The 25,354-nt window shown below is 54.1% G+C and carries 26 protein-coding genes; 22 read left to right on the forward strand and 4 right to left on the reverse strand.

Annotated elements, in window-relative coordinates; genetic code table 11:
* Window positions 1-45: 45 nt before the first annotated feature.
* Window positions 46-849: an inositol-1-monophosphatase gene (gene suhB, locus CWE12_RS07600; RefSeq protein WP_126789102.1), complete on the reverse strand. Its 804-nt coding sequence runs from the start codon at window positions 847-849 to the stop codon at window positions 46-48.
* 195 nt (window positions 850-1,044) lie between these two features.
* On the opposite strand from suhB, the gene trmJ reads away from it, so the two are divergent.
* Both trmJ and CWE12_RS07610 read left to right on the forward strand, forming a co-directional pair.
* Window positions 1,045-1,800, forward strand: coding sequence for a tRNA (cytosine(32)/uridine(32)-2'-O)-methyltransferase TrmJ (trmJ, locus tag CWE12_RS07605; protein ID WP_126789103.1), 756 nt, complete (start codon window positions 1,045-1,047; stop codon window positions 1,798-1,800).
* A 3-nt stretch (window positions 1,801-1,803) separates the two neighbouring features.
* On the forward strand, window positions 1,804-2,979 hold the full coding sequence (locus CWE12_RS07610) for an IscS subfamily cysteine desulfurase (RefSeq protein ID WP_126789104.1): 1,176 nt from the start codon (window positions 1,804-1,806) through the stop codon (window positions 2,977-2,979).
* A gap of 33 nt (window positions 2,980-3,012) precedes the next feature.
* On the opposite strand, the gene msrA is transcribed toward CWE12_RS07610, so the two are convergent.
* Window positions 3,013-3,603, reverse strand: coding sequence for a peptide-methionine (S)-S-oxide reductase MsrA (msrA, locus tag CWE12_RS07615; RefSeq protein ID WP_126789105.1), 591 nt, complete (start codon window positions 3,601-3,603; stop codon window positions 3,013-3,015).
* A gap of 251 nt (window positions 3,604-3,854) precedes the next feature.
* Here msrA and ndk point away from each other — a divergent pair, with 251 nt between their 5' ends.
* The 8 genes from ndk to der all read left to right on the forward strand — a co-directional run bounded on the left by ndk (window position 3,855) and on the right by der (window position 12,476).
* Window positions 3,855-4,286: a nucleoside-diphosphate kinase gene (gene ndk, locus CWE12_RS07620; RefSeq protein WP_126789106.1), complete on the forward strand. Its 432-nt coding sequence runs from the start codon at window positions 3,855-3,857 to the stop codon at window positions 4,284-4,286.
* Between the two features lie 175 nt (window positions 4,287-4,461).
* A complete protein-coding gene (gene rlmN / locus CWE12_RS07625; RefSeq protein ID WP_126789107.1) occupies window positions 4,462-5,586 on the forward strand; it encodes a dual-specificity RNA methyltransferase RlmN in 1,125 nt (374 codons plus the stop codon).
* A gap of 22 nt (window positions 5,587-5,608) precedes the next feature.
* Entirely contained in the window at window positions 5,609-6,706 is a 1,098-nt protein-coding gene (locus CWE12_RS07630) for a RodZ domain-containing protein (RefSeq protein ID WP_126789108.1), read from the forward strand.
* A gap of 11 nt (window positions 6,707-6,717) precedes the next feature.
* Window positions 6,718-7,869 (forward strand): flavodoxin-dependent (E)-4-hydroxy-3-methylbut-2-enyl-diphosphate synthase, encoded by a 1,152-nt coding sequence (gene ispG, locus CWE12_RS07635; protein ID WP_126789109.1) that lies wholly within the window; start codon window positions 6,718-6,720, stop codon window positions 7,867-7,869.
* A 33-nt stretch (window positions 7,870-7,902) separates the two neighbouring features.
* Window positions 7,903-9,174 (forward strand): histidine--tRNA ligase, encoded by a 1,272-nt coding sequence (gene hisS, locus CWE12_RS07640; RefSeq protein WP_126789110.1) that lies wholly within the window; start codon window positions 7,903-7,905, stop codon window positions 9,172-9,174.
* A 20-nt stretch (window positions 9,175-9,194) separates the two neighbouring features.
* A complete protein-coding gene (locus CWE12_RS07645; protein WP_126789111.1) occupies window positions 9,195-9,812 on the forward strand; it encodes a YfgM family protein in 618 nt (205 codons plus the stop codon).
* Window positions 9,812-10,999 (forward strand): outer membrane protein assembly factor BamB, encoded by a 1,188-nt coding sequence (bamB, locus tag CWE12_RS07650; RefSeq protein ID WP_157981943.1) that lies wholly within the window; start codon window positions 9,812-9,814, stop codon window positions 10,997-10,999. The genes CWE12_RS07645 and bamB overlap by 1 nt, the downstream gene beginning before the upstream one ends.
* 31 nt (window positions 11,000-11,030) lie before the next feature.
* Window positions 11,031-12,476, forward strand: coding sequence for a ribosome biogenesis GTPase Der (gene der / locus CWE12_RS07655; RefSeq protein ID WP_126789113.1), 1,446 nt, complete (start codon window positions 11,031-11,033; stop codon window positions 12,474-12,476).
* Window positions 12,477-12,496: 20 nt separating this feature from the next.
* On the opposite strand, the gene hslO is transcribed toward der, so the two are convergent.
* On the reverse strand, window positions 12,497-13,360 hold the full coding sequence (gene hslO, locus CWE12_RS07660) for an Hsp33 family molecular chaperone HslO (RefSeq protein ID WP_126789114.1): 864 nt from the start codon (window positions 13,358-13,360) through the stop codon (window positions 12,497-12,499).
* Window positions 13,361-13,371: 11 nt separating this feature from the next.
* Window positions 13,372-13,785 (reverse strand): ribosome-associated heat shock protein Hsp15, encoded by a 414-nt coding sequence (hslR, locus tag CWE12_RS07665; protein ID WP_126789115.1) that lies wholly within the window; start codon window positions 13,783-13,785, stop codon window positions 13,372-13,374.
* 160 nt (window positions 13,786-13,945) lie between these two features.
* Here hslR and gspC point away from each other — a divergent pair, with 160 nt between their 5' ends.
* The 12 genes from gspC to CWE12_RS07725 are packed head-to-tail and all read left to right on the forward strand — an operon-like array spanning window position 13,946 to window position 25,291.
* Window positions 13,946-14,854, forward strand: coding sequence for a type II secretion system protein GspC (gspC, locus tag CWE12_RS07670; protein WP_157981944.1), 909 nt, complete (start codon window positions 13,946-13,948; stop codon window positions 14,852-14,854).
* A gap of 16 nt (window positions 14,855-14,870) precedes the next feature.
* On the forward strand, window positions 14,871-17,009 hold the full coding sequence (gspD, locus tag CWE12_RS07675; protein WP_126789117.1) for a type II secretion system secretin GspD: 2,139 nt from the start codon (window positions 14,871-14,873) through the stop codon (window positions 17,007-17,009).
* A 3-nt stretch (window positions 17,010-17,012) separates the two neighbouring features.
* Window positions 17,013-18,500, forward strand: a complete 1,488-nt coding sequence (gene gspE, locus CWE12_RS07680) for a type II secretion system ATPase GspE (RefSeq protein ID WP_126789118.1) — start codon at window positions 17,013-17,015, stop codon at window positions 18,498-18,500.
* Window positions 18,501-18,503: 3 nt separating this feature from the next.
* The gene (gene gspF / locus CWE12_RS07685) at window positions 18,504-19,724 is read left to right on the forward strand and encodes a type II secretion system inner membrane protein GspF (protein ID WP_126789119.1); all 1,221 of its coding nucleotides are present in this window, start codon (window positions 18,504-18,506) and stop codon (window positions 19,722-19,724) included.
* A 3-nt stretch (window positions 19,725-19,727) separates the two neighbouring features.
* Entirely contained in the window at window positions 19,728-20,159 is a 432-nt protein-coding gene (gspG, locus tag CWE12_RS07690) for a type II secretion system major pseudopilin GspG (RefSeq protein WP_126789120.1), read from the forward strand.
* A 5-nt stretch (window positions 20,160-20,164) separates the two neighbouring features.
* Window positions 20,165-20,767: a pilus assembly FimT family protein gene (locus CWE12_RS07695; protein ID WP_126789121.1), complete on the forward strand. Its 603-nt coding sequence runs from the start codon at window positions 20,165-20,167 to the stop codon at window positions 20,765-20,767.
* Window positions 20,764-21,132, forward strand: a complete 369-nt coding sequence (gene gspI / locus CWE12_RS07700) for a type II secretion system minor pseudopilin GspI (RefSeq protein WP_126789122.1) — start codon at window positions 20,764-20,766, stop codon at window positions 21,130-21,132. Before CWE12_RS07695 ends, gspI begins: the two co-directional genes overlap by 4 nt.
* On the forward strand, window positions 21,132-21,785 hold the full coding sequence (gene gspJ / locus CWE12_RS07705; protein WP_241984164.1) for a type II secretion system minor pseudopilin GspJ: 654 nt from the start codon (window positions 21,132-21,134) through the stop codon (window positions 21,783-21,785). Before gspI ends, gspJ begins: the two co-directional genes overlap by 1 nt.
* The gene (gene gspK, locus CWE12_RS07710; RefSeq protein ID WP_126789124.1) at window positions 21,782-22,786 is read left to right on the forward strand and encodes a type II secretion system minor pseudopilin GspK; all 1,005 of its coding nucleotides are present in this window, start codon (window positions 21,782-21,784) and stop codon (window positions 22,784-22,786) included. Before gspJ ends, gspK begins: the two co-directional genes overlap by 4 nt.
* The gene (gene gspL / locus CWE12_RS07715) at window positions 22,779-24,023 is read left to right on the forward strand and encodes a type II secretion system protein GspL (RefSeq protein ID WP_157981945.1); all 1,245 of its coding nucleotides are present in this window, start codon (window positions 22,779-22,781) and stop codon (window positions 24,021-24,023) included. The genes gspK and gspL overlap by 8 nt, the downstream gene beginning before the upstream one ends.
* The gene (gene gspM, locus CWE12_RS07720) at window positions 24,024-24,551 is read left to right on the forward strand and encodes a type II secretion system protein GspM (RefSeq protein ID WP_126789126.1); all 528 of its coding nucleotides are present in this window, start codon (window positions 24,024-24,026) and stop codon (window positions 24,549-24,551) included.
* Entirely contained in the window at window positions 24,548-25,291 is a 744-nt protein-coding gene (locus tag CWE12_RS07725) for a type II secretion system protein N (RefSeq protein WP_126789127.1), read from the forward strand. The genes gspM and CWE12_RS07725 overlap by 4 nt, the downstream gene beginning before the upstream one ends.
* Window positions 25,292-25,354 lie beyond the last annotated feature (63 nt).

Genomic DNA, 25,354 nt, shown 5'->3' on the forward strand with positions numbered 1-25,354 from the left:
GGGCTGGGCTTGCGAGGTTCGCGCGGTATTTTAAACGCTGATCTATTACTTGCGCAGGCTGGCAGGGAGCAGTGTACGCATTTGGGTAACCATCATTTGCAGTACTTTTGGGCTAGCTGCAACAATGTTACCGGAGGTTTCGTGATTCATCCCTCCAGCAAAGTCGCTGACCATGCCACCCGCTTCGCGAACTAGCAACTGACCAGCCATCAGATCCCAGGGTTTCAGGCCTGCTTCCCAATAGCCGTCGTATCGTCCGGCGGCTACATAGGCTAAATCTAGTGCGGCAGAGCCCATGCGGCGGACGTCTGCAGCCTGTTCGAAGAATTTAGTGAACACCGCCTGGTACTCAGGCAGGATATGCTTCATGCGGAAAGGGAAGCCTGTGGCGAGGATAGTGCCGTCCAGATCTTTGTTTTTGCCGGTGCGAATGCGGTAGCCATTGAGCTGAGCACCGGCACCACGGCTTGCACTAAAGAGTTCGTCACGAACCGGATCGAAAACTACGGCTTGCTGTACCTGACCTTTGACGACCAGTGCTATAGAGATACAAAAATGGGGGATTCCACGCATGAAGTTAGTCGTGCCATCGATGGGATCGATGACCCAAAGGTAATCACTGTCACTACCTTGTTGGTCGCCAGACTCTTCAGCCTGAATACTGTGGTTGGGGTAGGACTTGCGAATGGTATCAATAATGACGCTCTCCGCCGCTTTGTCGATATGAGTGACGAAATCGTGTTGGCCTTTGCCTTCAATGATCAGCTTTTCGCCCTGAGCCACTGATTTCATGACTACTTTTCCGGCCGCGCGCGCAGCGCGCACCGCGATATTAAGCATCGGATGCATGGTGATTACCTTTTGGTTGCTAAAGAACGTGAGCATTTTTTCATCAAAAAACGCCGGCGCATTATACGTGATGCAGCACCCAACGTAAACCGAATATGACCGAAAGGGCGGCCCTGTGTTAGAATCCAGGTCTCTTTTTTGTAGACTCTCATGGACGAATTCCGTGGGAGCGAACCCCAGGTTTGTGAGATCGTCATGTCAGTCGCTGTTTTAGACAATTTACGCATTGTGCTTGTTAACACGTCCCATCAAGGCAACATCGGTTCTGCCGCCCGCGCCATGAAGACCATGGGGCTTTCCGAGTTGGTTCTGGTCGACCCGGTGGAAGCGCCGCAAAGTCACGCCTCGGCGTTGGCCGCTGGTGCGACCGATATTCTGGCTCAGGCACGTACCGTTCCGACCTTGCAGGAAGCGATTGCGGACTGCCATCTGGTCTTAGCGACCAGTGCCCGCTCACGCACACTTGACTGGCCGATGCTGAACCCGCGTGAAGCGGGTAAGCAGGCGGTACAGGAAGCCGCTCGCGGCAAAGTCGCGCTGGTCTTTGGGCGTGAAAATAGCGGCCTGACCAATGAGGAGCTGCAGCTGAGCCAGTACCATGTGCATATTCCGGCAAACCCTGACTACAGTTCATTGAATCTGGCGATGGCTGTGCAGACACTCAGCTATGAAGTGCGTATGGCCTGGCTGGCCAGTGAGAACGAGCAGCAGGGGGTGCAACAGGAGCCATCTGCGTACCCACGGGGCGACGATCTTGAGCGTTTCTACCAGCATTTAGAGCAAAGCCTGACGCAGTCCGGCTTTATTGTCCGCCAGCATCCCGGGCTGGTCATGAATAAGTTACGTCGGTTATTTAACCGTGCGCGGCCCGACGAGAACGAACTGAACATCTTACGTGGCATTTTGTCGACCTATGACAAACGCATGCTAAGTGACAAAACCAAAGGTTAGACAATGAAAACGCCCTTATACTTTGACTATGCAGCGACGACACCGATGGACCCTGAAGTGGCCGCAACCCTGTGCCGCTATCTGACCGCCGATGGTGTTTTTGGTAATCCGGCCTCGCGTTCGCACCGCTTTGGCTGGCAGGCGGAAGAGGCGGTAGATAACGCTCGTGAAGACCTTGCCGATTTAATCAATGCAGATCCGCGCGAAATCGTCTTCACCAGTGGCGCGACTGAATCGAATAACCTGGCTATTAAAGGCGCGGTTGAGTATCTGCAGCGACAGGGTGGTCATGATCCGCTGCATGTGGTGACCCTGAAGACCGAACATAAAGCGGTGCTGGATACCTGCAACGATCTGCAGCAGCGAGGGGTTGAAGTAACCTACCTTGATGTGCAGCACGACGGTCTGCTTGATTTGGCTGCGTTGGAGCAGGCACTGCAACGGCCAACGGCTTTGGTCAGTGTGATGCACGTCAATAATGAAACCGGGGTGGTGCAGGATATTGCCGCCATAGCAGCGCTGTGTCACCGCAGTGGTGCGTTGTTGCATGTCGATGCGGCGCAAAGTGTGGCCAAGCTGAAGGTTGACGTGCGCGCACTGGATGTCGACCTGTTATCGGTATCCGGCCATAAAATGTATGGCCCGAAAGGGATAGGTGCACTTTTTGTCCGCCGCAGCCCGAAGGTCATGCTGCATGCCCAAATTCACGGCGGGGGGCACGAGCGGGGGATGCGTTCAGGTACCCTGGCGACCCACCAGATTGCGGCATTCGGCAAGGCAGCCGCTATTGCACAGGCTGGACTTGCAGATCAATCGGCACGCATTGAAAAGCTGCGGGAGCAATTGTACAACGGGCTGTGCGCTATTGGTGAGGTCACTTTGAATGGCCACCCGACTCAGCGCGTTGGCGGTATTCTTAATCTGCAGTTTGCCAAGGTGGATGGTGAAATGTTGCTGATGGCACTGAAAGACCTGGCGGTGTCGACTGGATCGGCCTGTAATTCTGCCAGTGTCGACCCGTCGTTTGTGTTAACCGCAATGGGGCTGGACCGTGACCAGGCTCACCGTTCGATCCGCTTCAGTGTCGGTCGCTTTACGACGGACGAGGAAGTCGCTCAGTGTATTGAGGTGGTCAGTGAGGCAGTGACCCGGCTACGTCAGCAGCCGAGCCCCTGGTAAACAAGTTGGCGGTAGAGCCCGAGTTGACCCGATCTAGGCTGACGCTGAGTCGGGTTGTTTCAGGCGTTTAGCGAACGTTTGTTTGAATTTCGCCAGTTTCGGACCAACCACCATCGCGCAATAAGGTTGCTGCGGGTTGTTAGCGTAATAATCCTTATGGTATTGCTCGGCCGGATAGTAAACCGGCAACGGTGCGACCTCAGTAACCACCGGGTCCGGCCAGGTTTGGTCGGCACCCATTTCAGCAATAATCGCTTCTGCTTCGCTACGCTGTTGCTGATCATGAACAAATATCACTGACCGGTACTGAGTACCAATATCGTTACCCTGACGGTTCAGTTGGGTTGGATCATGCAGGGCAAAAAAGATCTCGAGCAATTCCCGATAACTAATCTGGTTCGGGTTGTAGCTCAGGCGAACGACTTCTGCATGGCCTGAGTCGCCATTGCAAACCTGCTGGTAGCTTGGGTTTTCAATGTGGCCGCCGGCGTACCCTGATTCCGCATCAATAATGCCCTGAACTTCTTTAAACGCAGATTCAATGCACCAAAAACAGCCGCCACCAAGCGTGGCATGCGCCAGATCCGGGGTGTCACTGGAATTACTGGAAACTAGATCGGTCATACGTAGAACTCCTGTTGGTTTTGGCGCGTATGTCGAAGACGTACGTTGCTGCACATTGTCGACTTGCCACCGCCACATCACGGTGGGCGTATAGACGTCTATATTAGATCGGTAAGGATAGGATGAAAAGCCTTTTTTAAGAAAGTTTTATTGGGAATTAGCGACCTATTCGCGTATAATTCGCGCGAATTTATGAATCCAGGTGGTGCCGCGTGACGCGGGCCCTCAGCAAATCGAATTGGAGTTACAGCATGGCTTTGGAACGTACCCTGTCAATCATTAAACCTGATGCAGTTGCTAAAAACGTGATCGGCGCAATCGTCAACCGTTTTGAATCTGCGGATCTGCGCATCGTGGGTCAAAAAATGATGCACCTGAGCAAGGAACAGGCTGAAGGTTTTTATGCAGAACACAGCGAACGTCCTTTCTTTGGCGCGCTGGTTGAATTCATGACCTCTGGTCCTATCGTAGTGATGGTACTTGAAGGTGAAGGCGCGGTACGTAAGAACCGTGAAATCATGGGTGCAACGAATCCAGCTGAAGCGGCTGCCGGTACGCTGCGTGCTGACTACGCTGAAACGATCGACGAGAACGCGGTACATGGTTCAGATGCTCCTGAGTCTGCGGCTCGTGAAATCGCTTATTTCTTCTCTGATGAAGAAGTGTGCTCACGCACTCGTTAAGAGTTGCCTGACCATGCAACGTCCAGCCTGGCAGGACGTTGCCACTTTGACAGAGAAAGGACTTCCCGTAAGGGAATTAAAAAGGGCGCAGCAGGGGCCCTTTTTTTATAAATTTTTGTTGTAGAGATATAACTGCGACGGCAGTGACGGTTGAAGTCAAACCGCGGAGGTGCACATGGCGACCACAAACGAAAAAGTGAACTTGTTGGATTTAGACCGGCAAGGGATGCACGATTTTTTCTCCGAACTGGGTGAGAAGAAGTTCCGTGCCGAACAGGTAATGAAGTGGTTGCATCACTATTGCATTGACGATTTCGATGAAATGACCAACCTCAACAAGGTCCTGCGGGCTAAGTTGAAAGAGATCGCCGAAATCCGCGCACCTAAGATTAAACGTCAACAGCAGTCATCTGATGGCACCATTAAGTTTGCCATGGAACTGTTCGACGGGCAGGAAGTTGAGACGGTCTGGATCCCGGAAGATGACCGCGCCACGTTGTGCGTCTCGTCGCAGGTTGGCTGCGCGCTTGAGTGTACATTCTGCTCGACTGGCTATCAGGGCTTTAACCGTAACCTGCGTGTGGCCGAAATTATTGGTCAGGTATGGCGGGTTAACCAACTGCTGGGCCCCTTTGGCAAAACCAATGTCAAAGCTGTGACTAACGTGGTCATGATGGGAATGGGCGAACCATTGCTGAACATGAAGAACGTCGTCCCAGCGATGGAGCTTATGCTCGACGACTTAGCGGTCGGCCTGTCCAAACGGCGGGTGACCTTAAGTACCTCAGGGGTGGTGCCGGCGCTGGATATGTTGCGCGAGAAAATTGACGTGGCTCTGGCGATTTCGCTGCATGCGCCAGATGACGCATTACGTAACGAAATAGTGCCTATCAATAAAAAATATCCGATTAAAGAATTTCTCGCGTCGGCAAAAGCCTACGTGGATCAGTCTAAGGCGCAGAAACAAGTCACCGTTGAGTATGTGATGCTGGATCATATCAATGATTCAACGGATCAGGCGCATGCACTAGCACAAACGTTAAAAGATACGCCGAGTAAAATTAATTTGATTCCGTTCAATCCCTTTCCGCAGTCGCCATACGGGCGCTCGAGCAATTCACGAATTGATCGCTTCGCAAAGGTATTGATGCAACACGGTTATACCGTTATGGTTAGAAAAACCCGGGGCGACGATATTGATGCCGCCTGTGGGCAGTTAGTCGGCGACGTGGTCGACAGAACCAAACGTTTGCTAAAAAAACAACAACAACAGCAATCCATCGCCATCAAGAGCGTGTGATTCACGTGAGGCCAATATACGCATGACGGATCAACAACCGCACCAGGACGTGTCGGAAGATGCGGTGCAGCGACCTGCGCCGGAATCTCCTGGACGTCTGCTCAGAGAAGGGCGCGAGCGCCTTCAGTTAACAACGCAGCAAGTGGCAGAACGTTTGCGACTGCGGCACCAGATTATTCTTGATCTGGAAGGGGACTTATTCAGTAAGTATGTGGCGGGCACCTTTACCCGTGGCTACCTGAGATCCTATGCCCGGTTAGTCGACGTGGATGAAGAAAAAGTTCTCGCGGCCTATGCGTCGCAGGGCATCGAAGAGCCGGTTGATCAGACCATGCAAAGCTTTTCCCAGCGTGCCCGTGAACAAAGTAACGATAATCGGCTGATGCTGGTCACTTATATTATCGGCGCCGTTATTATTGGCTCTGCGGTTATATTCTGGCTGCAAAATAAAGACAGTGAAGTAGAACCGGTAGCCCAGGGCATGGCCGAACGCATGGTGTCTGAACAGGATGCCAGCGTCGAGCTTGAACCTGCCTCCAGCGAAGCCGAAAGTACCAGGGCGACCCGTGACCCCATTTTTATTGACGCCAGTGTGGTAGCTGACCGAGCTAATCGTGACCCGGAGACGGCGAGTGGCGATGCTCCCCGCAGTGCTGATGTGATTGAAAATGATCAAGCCAGTCGCGATGTCGCTGAGCGTAGCAGCGAGAATAATGCGGAGTCAGCAACCCCAGAGCCCGCCAATAGCGCGCAGGGCGACGCAGTCGAAAATGAAGCTGCAACAACGGCTGAACCTGTTGAGCCAACACCTGCCCGACAAGCGACGCCGCAACCAACTGAGGCGGAAGCTGAAGAGGCACCATTGCCGTTACCGGACGCTGAACTGGTGTTACGTTTCTCCGATGATACCTGGATTCGGATCGAGGATAACAACGGCGATGCGGTTGCATTTGGGGTGAAAGGCAGTGGTCATATTACCGAATTGAATGATCAGGGGCCGTACCAGGTTACTCTGGGCGCTCCGGAAAACGTTGAAATGTACTATCAGGGAACTTTGGTTGACTTGTCGGGCTATCGGCCTGGTCGAGTTGTTCGGATGACCCTGCCTGCAGACGAGTAGTAATAGTTATCATGCACCCAGAATCACCGATAAAACGTCGCCCCAGCCGTCGCATCTACGTCGGCAATGTGCCAATAGGCGACGGTGCACCTATCGCGGTGCAGTCTATGACCAATACCCTGACCACCGATGTAGCGGCCACCGTTGCGCAGGTTAACCGGTTGGCTGATGCCGGTGCTGATATTGTGCGGGTGTCCGTGCCCACTATGGATGCGGCAGAAGCGTTTAAATTAATAAAACAACAGGCGAAAGTGCCGTTGGTGGCCGATATTCACTTTGATTATCGGATCGCGTTAAAAGTTGCCGAATATGGTGTCGACTGCCTGCGTATTAACCCGGGCAACATCGGCAATGAAGCGCGTATTCGTTCTGTCATTGACTGTGCCCGCGACCACAATATTCCAATTCGGATCGGCGTCAATGGCGGCTCATTAGAAAAGGATTTGCAGGAAAAATACGGGGAACCCACAGGGCAGGCATTGCTTGAATCAGCCATGCGTCACGTCGATATTCTGCAAAAATATGATTTCCAGGACTTTAAAGTCAGTGTCAAAGCCTCTGACGTTTTTCTGGCCGTCGACGCCTACCGCTTGTTAGCCAAACAAATCGACCAGCCGCTGCATCTGGGTATTACCGAAGCCGGTGGCGCTCGCGCTGGTGCGGTGAAGTCGGCGGTAGGGCTTGGAATGTTGCTTGCCGAAGGCATTGGCGACACCCTGCGGGTGTCATTGGCCGCCGACCCGGTCGAAGAAATCAAAGTGGGCTTCGACATTCTGAAATCGCTGCGCATTCGCTCACGGGGCATCAACTTTATTGCCTGTCCGAGCTGCTCACGCCAGGAGTTCGATGTTATCGCCACGGTCAATGCGCTGGAAGAACGCCTGGAAGATATTACCACGCCGATGGATGTCTCAATTATTGGGTGCGTGGTGAATGGGCCGGGTGAAGCGCTGGTTTCAGATCTCGGCCTGGCCGGGGCAAAGACTAAATCCGGTTTATATGTCGATGGTGTTCGGCAGAAAGAACGCCTGCGCAATGACGATCTGGTGGATACCCTGGAAGCTCGCATCCGTGCCGCCGTGAAAAAGCGCGATGCTGAACAACCGATCGATATCACCATGGTCGAGGGAACGGTAGACGGCGATAGCAAGCAGCCCCTATAATGCCGACATTTTTGACTGCAGGAAAAGACTAACGTGGCCAAACAAATCCAGGCAATTCGTGGAATGAATGACATTCTGCCAGAGCAAAGCCGTCGCTGGCAGTATATAGAGCAGGTAGTGCGCACTATCGTTGCAAGCTACGGTTATGAAGAAATTCGTATGCCTGTGGTTGAGCAGACCGATTTGTTTAAACGCTCGATTGGCGAAGTCACCGATATCGTTGAAAAAGAAATGTATACCTTTGAGGACCGCAATGGCGACAGCCTGACCTTGCGTCCGGAAGGGACTGCCAGTTGTGTCCGCGCTGGCAATGAACACGGCCTGCTATACAACCAGCAGCAACGGCTATGGTATATGGGCCCGATGTTCCGCCATGAACGCCCACAAAAAGGGCGCTACCGTCAGTTTCATCAGGTTGGCGTTGAGGTGTTTGGCCTTAACGGACCGGATATTGACGCCGAACTGATTATCATGACTGCGCGATTGTGGAAGCAATTAGGACTCAGCGAGTACCTTACGCTGGAACTTAATTCACTGGCCTCGAACGAGGCGCGGGCAGACTACCGCGACGCCTTAACCGCGTATCTGACCGAGCACGAAGCGGTACTGGACGAAGACAGTAAACGTCGTCTGCAGAGTAACCCACTGCGTGTGCTTGACTCCAAGAACCCGGCAATGAGCGACATGCTCAGTCAGGCACCAAAGCTTTCAGAGTACTGGGATGACGAATCACGCAGCCACTTTGCTGCGTTATGCCAGCGCCTCGATGCGCTGGGCATTCGTTATGTTCATAACGAGCGACTGGTGCGTGGTCTGGATTATTACAACCGCACGGTATTCGAATGGGTGACCGATAGCCTCGGCGCTCAGGGTACTGTCTGTGCGGGCGGCCGTTACGATGGTCTGGTTGAACAACTGGGTGGTAAAGCGACCCCGGCGGTGGGTTTTGCGATGGGGCTGGAACGGCTGGTGCTGATGCTTGAGCAGCTCGATGCTGTGACCTTACCGCAAGCAGTCGATCTCTATGTCTCGGCAATGGGTGAGGCGGCGGAACTTCCGGCGGTGAACGTTGCCGAACGCCTTCGAGACCAGTTTCCGACGCTACGTGTGATGCAGCACTGTGGTGGTGGCAATTTTAAGAAGCAATTAAAAAGAGCGGATAAGTCTGGTGCCCGCCTGGCCCTGATTATGGGTGAGGATGAAGTGGCACGTGACGTTGTCAGTGTTAAGTTTTTACGCGAAGACACGCCTCAGCAAGAAATGAGCTGGGCACAGATAGTCGCGACCGTGAACGAATTAGTTTAAGAACTGAAGAGGATTTGCAGGTGGAACACGAAGATCAACAGGTCGAACAGATAAAGCAATTTATGCGCGAATACGGCATCTGGATTGGTGCCGGTGTGGTTATTGGGTTGGGCTCGTTATTTGCCTGGCGTGCGTATGATGCCTCACAAATTGAAGCCCAGCAGCAGCGCACCGCAGCCTATGAGCAAATCTCACAACAGGTTCAACAAGGTGACGAGGAAGCGCTGGCGCAAGCCGAAGACGTGCTGAGTCAACTGGACGAATCCAGTCAGGCCGCCTTAGCTCACCTCCAACTGGCGCGTCAGGCAGTGGATGCAGATGATTTGAGTAGTGCAGCAGATCATCTCTACAGTGCCCAGCAAAAAGCCGGTTCCAGTGTTGTGAGTGGTTTAGCGACCACCCGCCTAGCTCGCGTGCAACTGGCACTGGGCGAATACGATGCAGCACTGCAGAGCTTGCAACAGTCTTTACCGCAAAGCTTTACGGCTCAGGTAGAAGAGATCCGCGGTGACGTGTATCTGGCTCAGGGGAATCCTGAGCAGGCCCGTGCTGCCTATCAAGCCGCGGTCGATCTAGGTGGCGCGCAGTCGTCTCCTGGTCTGCAATTTAAATTTGAAAACCTGGCAGGTGAACTATAGTGCGATTGTTGAATTGGCGAGTTGCGATAAGTGGCGTTCTGTTAAGTGTTGGGCTGGCAGCCTGTTCCAGCACCGAAGAGCCTGATTATGCCGAGCTGCAAACATTCGAAGAGCAAGTAAGTGTAAACGTAGCCTGGAAGGCCAATGTAGGGCCGGGGTCTGACGAACACTATTCCCGCTTGGCGCCAGTGTATGACGATGGTGTTGTCTTCGCTGCTGAGCGGCATGGCAATGTGGTCGCGTTGAATGCAGATAACGGCCGACGTCTGTGGCGTCAGGACCTGACTCCAGCGACGGGGTTCTCGTTATTGGGCTTATTCCGTAAAGGGCCGCCGGCAAAACTAGCTGGTGGGCTGACGTTGGATGGCGATACCCTTTATGTGGGTAACGAGAGCGGCATGCTCTATGCGATCAATAAAGACAACGGCGAGATCCAATGGCAAAGCCAGCTCGAGGGCGAAGTAATTTCAGCCCCTGCGGTCGGTGAAGGCTATGTCGTGTTGCATCTTGGCAACGGCATGGTGGTGAGTCTGAACGCTGCTGACGGCGAAGAGCAATGGCGCCACGAAGAGGAAGTGCCTGCGTTGACTCTGCGCGGCAGTTCATCGCCGGTGATATCGGCCGGAGGCGTGATTCTGGGTACCAATAATGGGCGCGCGGCGGTATTAGTGCTGGAAAGCGGCCAGATGGCCTGGGACGAACGCGTGGCGACTCCGTCCGGTGGCAGTGACCTCGAACGTATCGTGGATATTGATGCAACCCCTGTGGTACGTGGTGACCAGGTGTATATGCTGGCGTTTAATGGTGAGCTGGTTGCATTAGAACTGCGCACCGGTGAAGTGGTTTGGCGGCGTGATTATCAGGGGCATCGTACCCCACAGGTGGCAGGCAGTCGTATTTTTCTGACCACCAGTGAGAGCCACGTGGTGGCGGTTGACCGGCTCAGTGGCAATGAAAGTTGGCGTTCGGCTGACCTTTACGGGCGTAGTCTGACAGAACCCGCGGTGCTTTCGGGTCAACTGGTGGTAGCCGACCGTTTTGGTTTCGTCCATTGGCTGGATCGCGATAGTGGCCAGATGATGGGACGCTACGAAGCAAGTGACCCTATCCAGGTAGCTCCCATACGGGCGGGCGATAAGGTTATTGTAATGACCATCGACGGCCGTCTAGTTGCGCTGACTGACTAGTCAGCGCTTTCAGTTTTAGAAAGGAAATAGAATGCTTCCGGTGGTTGCACTGGTGGGACGCCCGAATGTCGGCAAATCCACACTCTTTAATCGTTTAACACGTACCCGGGATGCCTTAGTTGCTGATTTCCCGGGCCTTACCCGTGACCGCAAGTATGGCCAGGCAAACTATGATGGCTATCAGTTTATCGTCATTGACACCGGTGGTATCGAAGGCAATGAGGAAGGCATTGACCTGCACATGGCTAAGCAGTCACTGCAGGCAATTGACGAAGCCGATATTGTTTTGTTCATGGTCGATGCGCGTGAAGGGGTAACTGCAGCCGATATCGCACTTGCCGACCACTTACGCCGCCAGGACAAATCTGTCTGGGTGGTAGCCAACAAAATTGACGGTCTCGATGCGGACTCTGCCGTTGCCGACTTCTATCAGCTTGGTCTCGGCGAGGTCTATCATATTGCCGCGGCGCATGGCCGTGGTGTGCAACAACTCCTGCAACGGACGCTTGAACCACTTCGGGAGACCTACCCGGATGTGATTACGCCGCCGAAAGAAGAGCGCGACGAAGACGAAGACACCCTGGTGCGCCAGGCTGAATACTATGCGGATCAGCCGATTAAAATCGCCATTGTCGGCCGCCCGAACGTAGGTAAGTCAACACTGACCAATCGTCTGCTCGGTGAAGAGCGGGTGGTCGTGTTTGATATGCCCGGAACCACGCGGGATAGTATCTATATCGATATGGAGCGGGATGATCAGAAGTATGTGATTATCGACACCGCTGGGGTGCGTAAACGTGGCCGGATTGACCTTGCGGTGGAGAAGTTCTCCGTTATTAAAACCCTGCAAGCCATTGAAGACGCCAATGTGGTGATGCTGGTGATCGACGCCAGAGACCAGATCAGTGATCAGGACTTGAGTTTACTTGGGTTTGCTCTGAATGCCGGACGCTCAATTGTAATCACGGTGAATAAATGGGACGGGCTGGAGCAGGACGCTAAAGACTGGTTAAAGCAGGAACTCGACCGCCGCCTGGGCTTCGTTGACTTTGCCCGGATTCATTTTATTTCAGCATTGCATGGCACCAATGTAGGCCATTTGTTTGGCTCCGTTCAGGAAGCCTATAAGTCGGCCACCCAACGGGTTGGTACCGCCCAGTTAACGCAAATCATGGACATGGCTCAGGATGAACATCAGCCGCCGCTGGTTCGTGGCAGACGGGTTAAGCTTAAATACGCCCACGCTGGTGGTTATAACCCTCCGCTGGTGGTTATTCACGGCAATCAGGTGAAGTCATTGCCGAATACCTATAAACGCTATCTGATGAATTACTTCCGTAAAGCATTGAAAGTTATGGGTACGCCGATAAAAGTTGAGTTCCGTGAAGGCGCGAATCCGTATGAAGGAAAGAAAAATAAGCTGACGTTGTCGCAGCAACGCAAGCGCAAACGGATGTTACGTCACGTAAAAAAATAGGCAGCCTGAGCTGCCTTTTTTTATTGCACGCCGCTTTGCTGATAGCCCTGTACGGCGGCCACATCCTCTTCGTCGTAGACATACTCAGTCAGACAATAGTCACACGTCAGGCGGATGTCGCCGTCCTGCTGTAATATATCTTTCAACTCTGCGATCGGCACGCTGTACAATGCATGCATGCTTTTTTCTTTCGAACAGCCACAAAAGAAGCGCACCGGCACCGGTTCGAATACGCGAAGGTCTTCTTCATGGTACAAACGGTGTAGGACAACGTTCGCTTCCAGCGTATGCAGTTCGTCGGCGGTCATAGTGGTGGTCAGCGTGGCGAGGTGATCGAAACCACGCTCAGGATCGTCTTCACCTGGTAACGCCTGGAGCAGTAAACCCGCAACCTGGGTAGCCGATGTGTGCAGCCAGACTCGGGTGTTGAGCTGCTCAGACTGGGTGAAATAGCGTTCAATGACCTGACTCAGGCTGTGGTCATCTCGGCGCACTTCAACCAGCCCCTGATAACGTTCACCGTCTTTCGGGGTGAGGGTAATAATCAGGTACGATTTCGCGCCCATCAGAGCGGCAAAGCTGTCATCAGCCGGTGTTGCCGTGAGTCGCGCAACGCCGCGCAGTAACTGGTCATGACTACCATTGACGGTGGCAAAATTGAGCGCGCCATCGCCTTGTATCTGCAGATTAATATGGCCGTCAAACTTCAGTGTCGCGGTCAGCAAACTGGTCACCGCCATTAACTCACCGAGTAACTGCTGTACGCCAGCGGGATAGGCATGGCCTTCTACCAGACGCTGGTAGCTTTGCTGTAACTGCACGAGTTCACCGCGCACGGGCGCATTGGCAAAGGTATAACGAATTAGACTATCGGCTGACTGCACTGCGACCACCTCTATTGGTTCTTGAATTTGATAATATCACGCCGCTGCTTTTTATCCGGGCGGCCTTGCGGGTGGGGATTATACAATGCATTGGCTTTGCGTGCAGACGCATTTTCCTCACGTTTTGCAATGCTGGCTTCGCTTTCCTGATACATTTGCTGGGCCTCGGGCGCACCGCGCCGCCGTTCGGACAGCTCAAGTACATGGACCTCCATTCGATCGTACCCACGGGGGATAACGATTATGGCACCGACTTCGACTGCTTTAGATGGCTTGCTACGTTGACCATTGTAACTTACCTTACCGGATTGAACGGCTTCGCGGGCCAGGGCGCGGGTTTTAAAAAAGCGCGCCGCCCAAAGCCATTTATCGAGCCGCACGCTGGCGGTGCTTTGTTTAGACTGAGCAGCTTTTAAGGAACTCATAACGGGACTCCGAGTCTGAAGCGGGCGACTGTAGGACGATTGTCTTATTTAAAGTGTAACATAGAGTCTTTGTTAAACCCGCTGTTGACAATTTGTTGCTATGCTTTTGCCTGGCAGGCTAGAATGTCACGCTAAACGATATATAAAAACGATAACAGATGTGCAGCTAATAGAATCCCGAATCCAGCAACATTTTACTCCATCCAGACAGCGTTTATTAGCGCTGAGTCTGGCGTGGCTGTTTAGCTTGATTGCCATATGGTGGTTGGCGCAGTTAACCTGGCGCGTGCTAACTCCTGCCGAACAGGTGGTGGTTGCTCCGATTGCGCTTCAACAGCGCGTTGGAAATGTCGAAGGTGACGCCCTGGTCGCCGTTCAGCAGCTGTATCTTTTTGGCGACCGGGTGGCCGCCGCGGAGGCAGACGCTGAGGTGTTGGATGCACCGGAAACAACGCTTAACGTGCGCCTGGTCGGCCTGGTCGCCAGTGTGGATCCAGAACGCTCAGCGGCTATTATTGAACAGTCCGGTACTCAGCGTACCTATATTATCGGCGAACGTATTGGAAATAGCCGAGCGACGCTGGATGCGGTATTCCCGGACCGGGTTATTCTCGACAACGGCGGGCGCAGGGAGGCTCTCTATATCGAGGGGCGGGACGGTTCCGAAGCGCAGCTTAGAATGCCAGCGTCTCCGGCTGCCCAGGTAAACCAGTCTGAAAACGAGTCGACACGCTCGGAGCAGGTGGATCTTAGCGCCAACCAAGAGCTGCTTGAGGCAGTCAGTAACGTTCGTGAGAACCCGTCAGAATTACTCGAAATTATTAATGTGTCACCAGTGCGCAATGGCCAGCAGCTGACTGGTTACCGGCTGTCGCCGCGCCAGAACCGGGCCTTATTTGATGCCCTCGGGCTGCAACCCGGTGACATCGCGCTGGCTATTAATGGTTTTGATTTGACGGAGCCTTCCGAGGCTCTGGCGGCTATGAATGAATTACAAGATGCTACGCGCGCCATTGTGCAGGTGCAGCGAGGCAATAATATCATCGACCTGGAACTGCAGGTTCCTTAGGGTAACAGGTACAGGAATGCGTATTCTAACAACAACCATCGCCGTGGGCCTGAGTTCAGCCTTATTGGTTGCCGGGCTCTCACTTTCTCCGGTTGCCCAGGCGTTGCAGGCATCGCCGCAACAGGCAGAGCAGGGTGAGTTTTCGGCCTCGTTTAACAATACCGATATCAATGAGTTCATCCAGACGGTCAGCCGTAACCTGGAAAAGACCATTGTGGTTCATCCTGAAGTCCGTGGGCGGATTAATGTTCGTAGTTACGATGTGCTGAACCGAACTCAGTATTATCAGTTCTTCCTCGATGTACTTGAAGTCTACGGCTATGCTGTGGTTGAGTCTGACAATGGCACCTTGCGCGTGATCCGTGACCGTGATGCACGTAACACAGCACTGCCGGTGGTGGATGACGATAGCCAGACCGGTGCGGCGATGATTACCCGTGTGGTAGCGGTAGAGAATGTGTCAGTACGTGAACTGGCGCCTTTGCTACGCGGCCTCAACGACCAGTCAGGCGGCGGCAACGTGGTCAGCTATGACCCCTCGAATGTGATCATGATTACCGGCCGTGCGTCGGTGGTAAATCAACTGGTCGAGATTATCCGGCGGGTCGACCGCGCTGGTGACCAGGACGTCGAACAAATTGAACTTGAACATGCATCAGCTGCGGAAATGGTACGTATCGCCAGTGCCATATTTATTCCACAGAGCGCGGGCAATACGCCTGAACTACTGGTCCCGCGGATTGTTGCTGATGAACGAACCAACAGCGTTCTGGTCAGTGGGGAACCGCGGGTACGAGCGCGCGTGGCACGGCTGATCCGCGAGCTGGATTCCGAACTCGAGACGAGCGGTAATACGCGGGTGTTCTATCTTCGCTATGCCAAAGCCGAAGACATGGTCGAGGTGCTGCAAGGCATGACTGATACCATGCTGGCCGAAGAAGAGCGGCAAAGCCAGGGGCAGGGTAACGGGGGCCAGCAACGCAGCGCCAGCGCGGCACGCCGACAGACCGGCAACGAAGTCAGTATCCAGGCGCATGAAAGTACCAACTCACTGGTGGTAACCGCGCAACCGTCGATGATCCGGGCGATTGAAGGGGTCGTGCGTCAGCTCGATATCCGCCGCGCTCAGGTATTGGTTGAAGCGATTATTGTCGAAGTCTATGAAGGCGATGGAGTTGATTTCGGGGTGCAGTGGGCCAGCGACGAGTTTGGTTTAATGCAGCATAATAATGGCAATCTGGTCCCGCTGGGACAGATAGGAGTTGCGGCAGAAGCGGCTCGCGACCAGCCAGGAGCCGAATTTGAACGGGTCGACCCGAATACCGGACAGGTCGTGACCACCCGTGAACCGGACCAACGTGGCGACTACTCGCTGCTGGCGAACCTGTTAGGCCAGGCCAACGGACTGATGTTCGGCACCGTGCAGGATGGCTGGGGCGCTGTGGTGCAGGCAGTGTCGACGAATACCAATTCAAATATTCTCTCGGCCCCCAGTATCACTACACTGGATAATCAGGAGGCAAACTTCCTTGTCGGCCAGGATGTCCCGACGCTGACCGGGTCAACAGCGGGTTCTAACAACGACAATCCGTTCCAAACCGTTGAACGGCAGGAAATAGGTATTCGGCTTCGGGTCACACCGCAGATCAACGAAGGCGATTCGGTGCAAATGGTTATCGAGCAAGAGGTCTCAAGTCTGGCCGGTGCCACCAGTGTGGATATCACTATCAACAAACGCGAGCTGTCGACCACAGTGCTGGCCCGTGATGGTGAAACCATTGTGCTGGGCGGGCTGATCGATGAAGACGTGCAGGAAAGTTTATCCAAGGTGCCAATTTTAGGTGACATCCCGATCCTCGGTCATTTGTTTAAATCGACCAGTGTCACCACCCGCAAGCGTAACCTGATGGTCTTCATCCGGCCGACTATTATTCGTGATGACGCACGGATGGACCAGTTAAGCAGCCGTAAGTACAGCTATATTCGTGCGCAGCAACTTGAACAACGCGAGCGCGGCCTGTCATTGCGCCAGGACAGTCGCATCCCGGTGTTACCGGAGTGGGCTGACCATAAACTGCTGCCGCCGGGTTTCGAACCTTACGTTGATCCTGAAGCGAATGAGGATGAATCGCCACAACAGGACGACGAGGAGTAGCGCATGAGCGACACGGCAACCCCCGTCTTTACCCGCTTGCCGTTTGCTTTTGCCAAGCGAAATGGGGTGGTACTGATGCAAGTGGATGATCAGTTGGTGGTGCATTGCCGGCCAACGGTCACCCCGCACGCGCTGCATGAGGTGCGCCGTCTGCTGGGCCGGGCCTACCGGGTTGAACGCCATAATGAAGCTGAATTTGAAGCCTTGCTGACGCGTGCTTACCAGCGCGATTCGTCGGAAGCAAAGCAGTTGATGGAAGACATAGGCAATGAAGTAAACCTGTTTTCGCTGGCGGATGAATTACCGCAAACCGAGGACCTGCTGGAAAGCGAAGACGATGCGCCGATTATCAAGCTGATCAACGCCATGTTAAGTGAGGCGATCAAAGAAGGTGCATCGGATATTCATATTGAAACCTTCGAAAAGGATTTGCTGATCCGTTTTCGTATTGACGGCGTGTTGCGGGAAATCCTGCGGCCGAACCGTAAACTGGCATCGCTGCTGGTGTCGCGGATAAAAGTCATGGCGCAACTCGATATTGCCGAGAAGCGGCTACCGCAGGACGGTCGTATCTCGTTGTTAATTGCCGGACGCGCGGTGGATGTGCGGGTGTCGACCATGCCATCGAACCACGGCGAACGAGTGGTACTGCGTTTGCTGGATAAGAACAACGCCCGTTTGCAACTGATTCAGCTGGGCATGACGGAAGCCAACCGCAGTATTTTTGCCGAACTGATTCACAAGCCGCATGGCATTATTCTGGTCACCGGGCCGACCGGCTCAGGGAAAAGTACCACCCTGTATGCGGGACTGAGTGAAATTAACTCGAAAGACCGCAATATACTCACGGTGGAAGATCCGATTGAGTATGCCATCGACGGCATTGGCCAGACACAGGTGAACCCCCGCGTTGATATGACCTTTGCACGAGGGCTGCGGGCGATATTGCGGCAGGATCCGGATGTGGTCATGGTGGGTGAAATCCGCGATGCAGAAACCGCAAAAATTGGCGTTCAGGCGAGTTTGACCGGCCACCTGGTATTGTCCACTCTGCATACCAACACAGCCTCCGGCGCGATTACCCGTCTTGAAGACATGGGCATCGAGCCGTTTCTGTTGTCATCCAGTCTGCTGGCTGTGTTGTCACAACGTTTAGTGCGAACTCTTTGTAGTGAATGCCGTGAAGCCTATCAGCCCAATGCCGATGAGCGCGCATTGCTTGGCATCACAGAGCAGGACCCAACAAAGATTTACCGCGCCGTAGGGTGCCCTGAGTGTAATCAGACCGGGTACCGCGGGCGTACCGGCATTCATGAAATGCTGGTGGTCGACGAAGTGATCCGTAGCCATATTCACAATGGCCATGGCGAGCAGGCGATAGAAAAGTATGCGCGGGCTAAATTCCCGGGGATCCGTCAGGACGGCTGCGATAAAGTGCTGGCCGGCATTACAACACTGGAAGAAGTGTTGCGTGTAACCCGCGAGGAGTAAGCCATGGCAGCGTATGAATATCAGGCCATGGATGCCAGGGGGCGACGTAAGAAAGGGGTGCTTGAAGGGGACAACGAGCGCCAGATACGCCAGCAATTGCGTGAGAAAGGGCTGATCCCGCTATCCGTCGAGGAAGCAGCCGGTAAGGACAAGGGACCCTCTTCTGGTAGCCGCTTATTTCAGGGCCGGGTCAGTGTCACCGATCTGGCGTTAATCTCACGCCAGCTTTCCACCCTGGTAGCGTCGGGTTTACCGTTGGAACAATGCCTTTTAGCAGTTGCAGAGCAGACCGATAAACCGCGTTTGCAGAAAATGCTGATGTCGGTACGCAGTAAAGTGGTTGAAGGCTACACCCTGGCTGAAGGTATGCGCGATTTTCCGCAGATTTTCGATGACCTGTATTGCGCGATGGTCGCTGCCGGTGAAAAGTCCGGTCATCTTGACGAAGTCCTTGACCGACTGGCCGATTATACGGAACAACGTCAGCAAACCCGCAGTCAAATTCAGCAGGCTTCGGTGTATCCGGCGGTGCTGACACTGGTGGCGGTAGCAGTGATTATCTTCCTGCTGGCATCGGTGGTGCCGGAAATTGTCAGTCAGTTCGCTGATCAAGGTCAGCAATTGCCCGGTGTTACCTTGTTTTTGATTGCACTGAGTGACTTTGTGCGTGATTACGGGCTTTTCCTTGGCCTCTTAATTGTCGTGCTGCTGGTCGCCTTTAAGCGGATGATGAACCAAGCTTCATTTCGCTACAAAGTGCATCGTAAATTGCTTTATACGCCCTTTGTCGGGCGCATTATCCGGGGCGTTAATACAGCGCGTTTCGCGCGAACTTTGAGTATTCTGACCGCCTCTGCAGTTCCCTTACTGGAGAGTCTGAAAATTACCGCTTCGGTAATGAGCAATATGCGGATGCGCGAAGTGGTGGACGAGGCCTGTGACCGGGTCCGCGAAGGCAGTAGTTTAAGAGCAGCACTGGCCGACAGTAAGCTGTTTCCACCGATGATGCTGCATATGATAGCGTCAGGTGAAAAAAGTGGTGAACTGGAGCAGATGCTGAGACGTTGTGCAGACAATCAGGACAATGAGTTTTCCAATATGGTTAACGTCAGCCTGAAGATTTTCGAACCGGCGCTTATCATTACCATGGCGGGCGTCGTGTTATTTATTGTACTGGCCATTATCCAACCGATTATGGCACTTAACCAACAGGTAGGACTATAAAAGATGAAAACTGTGAAGCAAGGTGGTTTTTCACTACTTGAATTGATGGTGGTACTGGTAATTCTGGGGATTCTTGCCAGTCTGGTGGTGCCAAATGTAATGGGCAGCCGTGACGATGGGGAACGGCAGAAAGTCATTTCTGACATTGTTGCGCTGGAAAATGCGATCGACATGTATCGGCTCGACAATGGCGTTTACCCGTCGACCGAGCAAGGGCTGGAGGCGCTGGTCTATGAACCACGCATTGAGCCACAGCCTCGTCGTTATCGCGAAGGCGGTTATATTCGGCGTTTGCCGGCAGATCCCTGGGGCAATGAATACCAGCTGTTAAACCCGGGCGAGCATGGGCGGTTCGATATCTTCTCGTATGGCCCGGACGGACAGCCCGGTACTGACGACGATATGGGTAACTGGAACCTGCAGGATTATCAGTAAGCACTATGCGTACTTGCCCGTTGTCTGAGCTGGAGCCCGGCGGTCAGAGTTGCAACAGACGATCAGCGCAGCGGGGTTTTACCCTGCTCGAAATTCTTATTGTAGCTTTTATCCTGGCTTTGGTTGCGGGGACGGCTGTAGTTAATATCACTCCGCGGGGGGACCGCGACGATGCGCAAACGGCGGCAGTGGTATTTAAAGAAAAGCTTGGCCATGCGCGGCAAATGGCGCTTATTCGTAACTGGGTAATCGGTGTCGACGTTGAGGAGCATAGCTATGCTTTTTATTACTGGCAGCAGGGACGTTGGCAGGCGCTGCCCGACCCGGCTTTACAGCGCGTCGAACTGACCGACTTACAACTTGACTTAAACCTCGGTGATTTCGCGCTGCTCGATAATATTATTGATGGTGACCGCTCGGCAGTGTTTCGTAGCGAACCGAGTGATCAAGATGACGACGAAGCACCCGTGCAGCCACGGCTGCTGATTTTTGAAAGTACCGACTTTGTTCCTTTCGTGGTGGAATTTCGCCATCTTCTCAGTGGTGCAGCCTATTTTGTCAATGGCAACGATGGCCTGCACGTACGGGTGGAGGAAATCGAGCCATGAGAGGCAAAACCAGCGCTGGGTTTACACTGATTGAAGTGATGCTGGCATTGAGCATTTTTACCCTGGCTGCTCTGGCTGCGTTGCAGGTTGCCAGTGGACATATTCGTAATATATCCCTCATCGAGGAACACACGCTGGCGACCATGGTCGCCTCGAACCGTCTGGCTGAACTGCACAGCCTGCAGCAGTGGCCACCGCAGAATGGCGCCAGTGGACGGGTGGAGATGGCTGGCCGTGACTGGTTTTGGGAGCAACAGGTGGTGGAAACCGTCACTGACGGACTGCGGGAAGTCACCATTATTGTGCGTACCGAGGAAGACGGTGATGAGTCAGCGAGCCTGAGCGGCTATCTGGGGCGTCGCTGATGAACAAAAAATTAAATGGATTCACCCTGGTTGAGCTGATGCTGGCAATGTTTATATTTGCCTTGATTGGTCTCGCCAGCAGTGTGGTTCTTAATCAGATGCTAAGCAGTGATGCACGCGCCACAGAACGGCGCGAAGAGCTGGAGCAACTGCAATTCAGCTTGCTGTTGCTGGAGCGTGATGTGCGTCAGATGGTGATGCGTCCGGTGCGTCAGGTGCCAGCCGAGCAGCGTAACATCTATTTATTTAGTGATGGTCGCTACACCGATTCAGATGCTGATGGCCTGGCCTTCGTCCGTGCGGGCTGGAGTAACCCGGATGCGATGCTGCCGCGGTCGATGTTGCAACCCGTGGTTTACCGTCTGTGGGATGGTGTTTTACAGCGACTCAGCCACAGTTATGTCGATGATGTCAGTGCTGAACCAGCGATTCAGAACCTGCTCCATAACGTGACTGATTTTCGTGTTGAATTTATTGCCAACGGCGAACGGCGGGAAGACTGGAATGTCGCAAACCGGTTGCCGGACGTGGTGATTGTTAGCTTGCAAACCGACAGCTATGGCCGCATCGAGCGCTGGTTACTGACCAGCGGTGAAGGGCCGCTGGGTGCGGCAGATGAGCAGGGCAATCCGCAGGGCGAGGGCCTACAGTGAACCATTCAGGGAAACAGCAGGGCGTCGCTTTGATTACCGTGCTTTTGGTCGTCGCCTTAGTCACGGTCATAGCGGTCGGCATGAGCGGGCGCCTGCAAAGCCAGGTGACCAGGGCTCACTCAATGGAGCAGGCTGAGCAGGGATACTGGCACTGGCTGAGCGCGGAAGAACTGGTGCGGCAGCTACTGCATGTTGAGTTGGAAAACGACGGGTATGCCCATGGCGGACAAAGCTGGGCCGAAGAGCAGGGGCCGTACCCGGTAGCCGGCGGACTAATTGGCGGAACAATCCGTGATTTACACAGCTGCTTTAATTTGAATGCACTGTACCCGGGCACCGACGGCGATGGCAATGACACCGCCAGCCTGGCGCTGGCGCAGTATCAGGCGTTATTAAGGGCGCTGGAGTTTGATGATTTTACCGTCGAGCAGCTAAGTGCGACCCTGCTGGACTGGCTGGACGACGACACCGTACTGATTAATCAGTATGGCGCTGAAGATGCTGATTATGAGTCGATGCCGCAGCCGTACCAGGCGGCGAATGGGTTGCTGAGCCATGTGTCGGAAACGCGGCAGATTATTGGTTACACGCAGGAAGTTTACCAGCGCATCCGTCCCTATGTCTGCGTGATCCCGCAAAGCTCGACATTGGCGTTTAATATCAACACTATGGATGAAACCAAGGCGGAGTTACTCAGCGCTATCTTTTTCGGTGAACTGAGCGTCGATGAGGCCAGTAGTCTGCTTGCGAGCTGGCCCGAGACCGGGTATGAGGATGTCACTGAGATTATGGAGCTGGCGGAGCTGCAAAGTATTATTCCGGAAGGCGAAGAGGACCTGCCAGCCGGTGATTCATTGACCGTTGCCAGTGAGTATTTTGAATTGAGAGCGGCAATCAGGTTCGGCGAGACAGAATTTTTTGCGACCTCCATTGTGCAGGCGCGCGGGGGCGAGGTTCGGATCTTGCACCGTTCAAGAAGAGGATATGACTGGGATGACTAAGCAGCTGATTATACGCCTGCCCGGACAAGCTGACGGCAATATTCCCTGGCTTTTGTGGCAGGATGCAGCGGATGGAAAGTCGGCGCAGACCCTGGATCAGGGCGTTCTGGCTCACTCCGGGCAATTGCATGAACTGGCAGGCCAGGCGGCAGATGCACAGTTAACTGTGCTGGTGAGTAGTACCGAAGTTGGCTTTCATCAACTCGAGTTGCCGCCGGGCTCTCGTCGCCATTTAGCACAGGTCGTCCCTTACGCGCTGGAAGAGGAACTGGCGCAGGATATCAGCGAACTGCATTTCGCCTGGCAATTGCCGGCTGACAAACAGGCGCATTTGCCGGTAGTGGTGGTCGCCAAGGCGCAGGTCGCGACCTGGCGTGACTGGCTGGATAATGCAGGCCTGACCTATAAAGCCTTGATCCCGGATTTGTTTATCCTGCCTGTGGTAGCTGACGAATGGTCAGCAATGGAGCTGGATCACGATATTGTAGTGCGCCACCAGACCTGGCGCGGATTTGCCATTGAGCAAACCTTATTTGCCGAACTCTCTGGCTTGTTCAGCGACGCCTTACCCCCGCCGCAGCGTATTCGTTGCTGGGGCCAGGTTGAGTGGCCGCAGGCACCAGCTCAGTTGGTCCAGGCCGATACGGCAGACGACACCGCGCAGGAACCGGCTCTGGCACTGGCTCGTCACCTTGATCAGCGCACCAGCAAAGCGATTAATCTGCTGCAAGGGGAGTTCGCACTCAAACGTAAGCGCAAAACCAGCCTCGGTATCTGGCGTTGGCCAGCGACGGCGGCAGGTGTCCTGCTGGCTTTGCTACTGGTCGATCGCAGCAGCTACTTGTGGCAGCTGAATCAACAACAGCAGCAACTGGCCGCGGCGACCGAACAGCGCTATCGCGATACTTTTCCTGAGGAGTCGCGGGTAGTAAACGTGCGTGCTCAGTTAGGTCAGCACCTAAGCCGCTTGCAGGGCGGAGGTCAGGGTAGCCAGTTATTAGTGCTGTTGCAGCAGCTTACACCGGCGTTTACCGCGACGGAACTGGACATAAGCCTGCTGCAGTTTGATTCCGGACGCAGTGAATTACGCATTCAGGCGTCAGCAGAGGATTTCATGACCTTTGAACGCTTTATTCAGCTAGCGCGCGAGCAGGAACTGGAGGTCGAACAAGGCCAACTGAACAGTCGTGGTGGGCGTATCGCCGGGACCATGGTAGTCCGCGGTCAGGGAGGATAAATGGATCAATTCAAGCAGTACAAACAACAGGCCCGATTGTGGTGGCAGAAACGTGAACCACGTGAACGGCAGTTGCTGGTCGTATTAGCCGCATTGTTGGTTATTTTTATATTTTGGTACGGCCTTTGGCAACCGCTGCAAAGCAATATAGTTCGTGCCGAAAACCGCCTGGCGACGCAACAGGAAACCTTGCGTTGGGTCGAGGAGAATGCCGCGCGGGTCGAGCAGTTGCGTCAACAAGCAGGACCGCAGACCACCACGTCAGCAGAGCAACCGGTGCGTAGCGGCGAGCTTAACGCCTTTATCAGTCGCACCAGCGCCGAGTTTAATTTACAGGTGTCGCGCTTGCAGCCACAGAGCGATTCGTTGCTAGTAGTTTTTAATGACGCTGACTTTGATCAGCTCCTACGGTTTATCGCCGAGCTGGAATCTCGTGCAGTGCAGGTAAATGCGGTCGATATTGCCGAAGGCGATGAACCAGGGATGGTCCGGGTTCGTAGACTGGAAGTCAGGGCGGAGGCCGAATGAAGAAACTGTTAATTGTGCTCGCGCTTATCGGGGCTTACCTGTGTGCGCTGGTGGCCTTACTACCAGCACGATTTGCGCTGCAATTTGTGCAGCTTCCTGCACAGGTACAGCTAGGGGGCGTGCAGGGCAGTCTCTGGTCTGGCAGTGTCGATGCACTGCGCGTGGAGGATAGTATGTTGCGCCAGGTAAGCTGGCGCCTGCAGCCCTTGTCGTTGCTACGCGGTCAGCTGGCGGCGGCGATTGAAGTTGGCGACCATGTGGACAATATCCTGGTCGGCGACGCGGTGGTAAAAGCGTCTTCAGGGCAGTTACAGGTTGATAACCTGCAGTTGCAAGCGCGGCTAACTGACATTGCGGCGTTTGCTCCTCAGCCCAGCCCGTTGCCACTGCGCGGTGATGTAGAACTGAATGTCGCTCACTTCGTCTGGGGGCAACCGCTATGTACAGAACTGCAAGGGCAGATCCGGGTGCAGGGGGCTGCGGTTCAGGTTGGTCGCGAGTGGGAAGAATTAGGAATGCTGCAGGCGGAGTTAAGTTGTGCAGAGGGTCAGGTATACGGTGAACTGAATGAACCGAACGACCTCGGCCTGTCGGCATCGGTGCAGGCATCGCTGCAGATGGCACAGGGCCACTTTCAGCTCAATCCGGGCAGTGATGCCCCGCGCTCAGTGCGTAACCTGATGTCACTGCTGCCGCAGCAAGCACGTCAGCAACAGCGCTTTAGTGTGCGTTTCCAGTAGCTTGCCGGAAGCGCAAATTTGCAACTGCCGGGCTTTTCATTAAGCTAATACAATATTGTCTGA

It is taken from the genome of Aliidiomarina sedimenti (genome assembly GCF_003986955.1).
Taxonomy (GTDB): Bacteria; Pseudomonadota; Gammaproteobacteria; order Enterobacterales; family Alteromonadaceae; genus Aliidiomarina; species Aliidiomarina sedimenti.

Excerpts from the sequence above, each read along its gene's own strand:
- ndk (WP_126789106.1), top strand. The coding sequence starts at position 3,855 with ATGGCTTTGGAACGTACCCTGTCAATCATTAAACCTGATGCAGTTGCT.
- der (WP_126789113.1), top strand. The coding sequence starts at position 11,031 with ATGCTTCCGGTGGTTGCACTGGTGGGACGCCCGAATGTCGGCAAATCC.
- CWE12_RS07610 (WP_126789104.1), top strand. The coding sequence starts at position 1,804 with ATGAAAACGCCCTTATACTTTGACTATGCAGCGACGACACCGATGGAC.
- gspM (WP_126789126.1), top strand. The coding sequence starts at position 24,024 with ATGGATCAATTCAAGCAGTACAAACAACAGGCCCGATTGTGGTGGCAG.
- gspE (WP_126789118.1), top strand. The coding sequence starts at position 17,013 with ATGAGCGACACGGCAACCCCCGTCTTTACCCGCTTGCCGTTTGCTTTT.
- gspJ (WP_241984164.1), top strand. The coding sequence starts at position 21,132 with ATGAACAAAAAATTAAATGGATTCACCCTGGTTGAGCTGATGCTGGCA.
- gspG (WP_126789120.1), top strand. The coding sequence starts at position 19,728 with ATGAAAACTGTGAAGCAAGGTGGTTTTTCACTACTTGAATTGATGGTG.
- CWE12_RS07630 (WP_126789108.1), top strand. The coding sequence starts at position 5,609 with ATGACGGATCAACAACCGCACCAGGACGTGTCGGAAGATGCGGTGCAG.
- suhB (WP_126789102.1), bottom strand. The coding sequence starts at position 849 with ATGCATCCGATGCTTAATATCGCGGTGCGCGCTGCGCGCGCGGCCGGA.
- gspL (WP_157981945.1), top strand. The coding sequence starts at position 22,779 with ATGACTAAGCAGCTGATTATACGCCTGCCCGGACAAGCTGACGGCAAT.
- gspF (WP_126789119.1), top strand. The coding sequence starts at position 18,504 with ATGGCAGCGTATGAATATCAGGCCATGGATGCCAGGGGGCGACGTAAG.
- gspI (WP_126789122.1), top strand. The coding sequence starts at position 20,764 with ATGAGAGGCAAAACCAGCGCTGGGTTTACACTGATTGAAGTGATGCTG.
- msrA (WP_126789105.1), bottom strand. The coding sequence starts at position 3,603 with ATGACCGATCTAGTTTCCAGTAATTCCAGTGACACCCCGGATCTGGCG.
- rlmN (WP_126789107.1), top strand. The coding sequence starts at position 4,462 with ATGGCGACCACAAACGAAAAAGTGAACTTGTTGGATTTAGACCGGCAA.
- hslR (WP_126789115.1), bottom strand. The coding sequence starts at position 13,785 with ATGAGTTCCTTAAAAGCTGCTCAGTCTAAACAAAGCACCGCCAGCGTG.
- gspD (WP_126789117.1), top strand. The coding sequence starts at position 14,871 with ATGCGTATTCTAACAACAACCATCGCCGTGGGCCTGAGTTCAGCCTTA.
- CWE12_RS07725 (WP_126789127.1), top strand. The coding sequence starts at position 24,548 with ATGAAGAAACTGTTAATTGTGCTCGCGCTTATCGGGGCTTACCTGTGT.
- trmJ (WP_126789103.1), top strand. The coding sequence starts at position 1,045 with ATGTCAGTCGCTGTTTTAGACAATTTACGCATTGTGCTTGTTAACACG.
- CWE12_RS07695 (WP_126789121.1), top strand. The coding sequence starts at position 20,165 with ATGCGTACTTGCCCGTTGTCTGAGCTGGAGCCCGGCGGTCAGAGTTGC.
- ispG (WP_126789109.1), top strand. The coding sequence starts at position 6,718 with ATGCACCCAGAATCACCGATAAAACGTCGCCCCAGCCGTCGCATCTAC.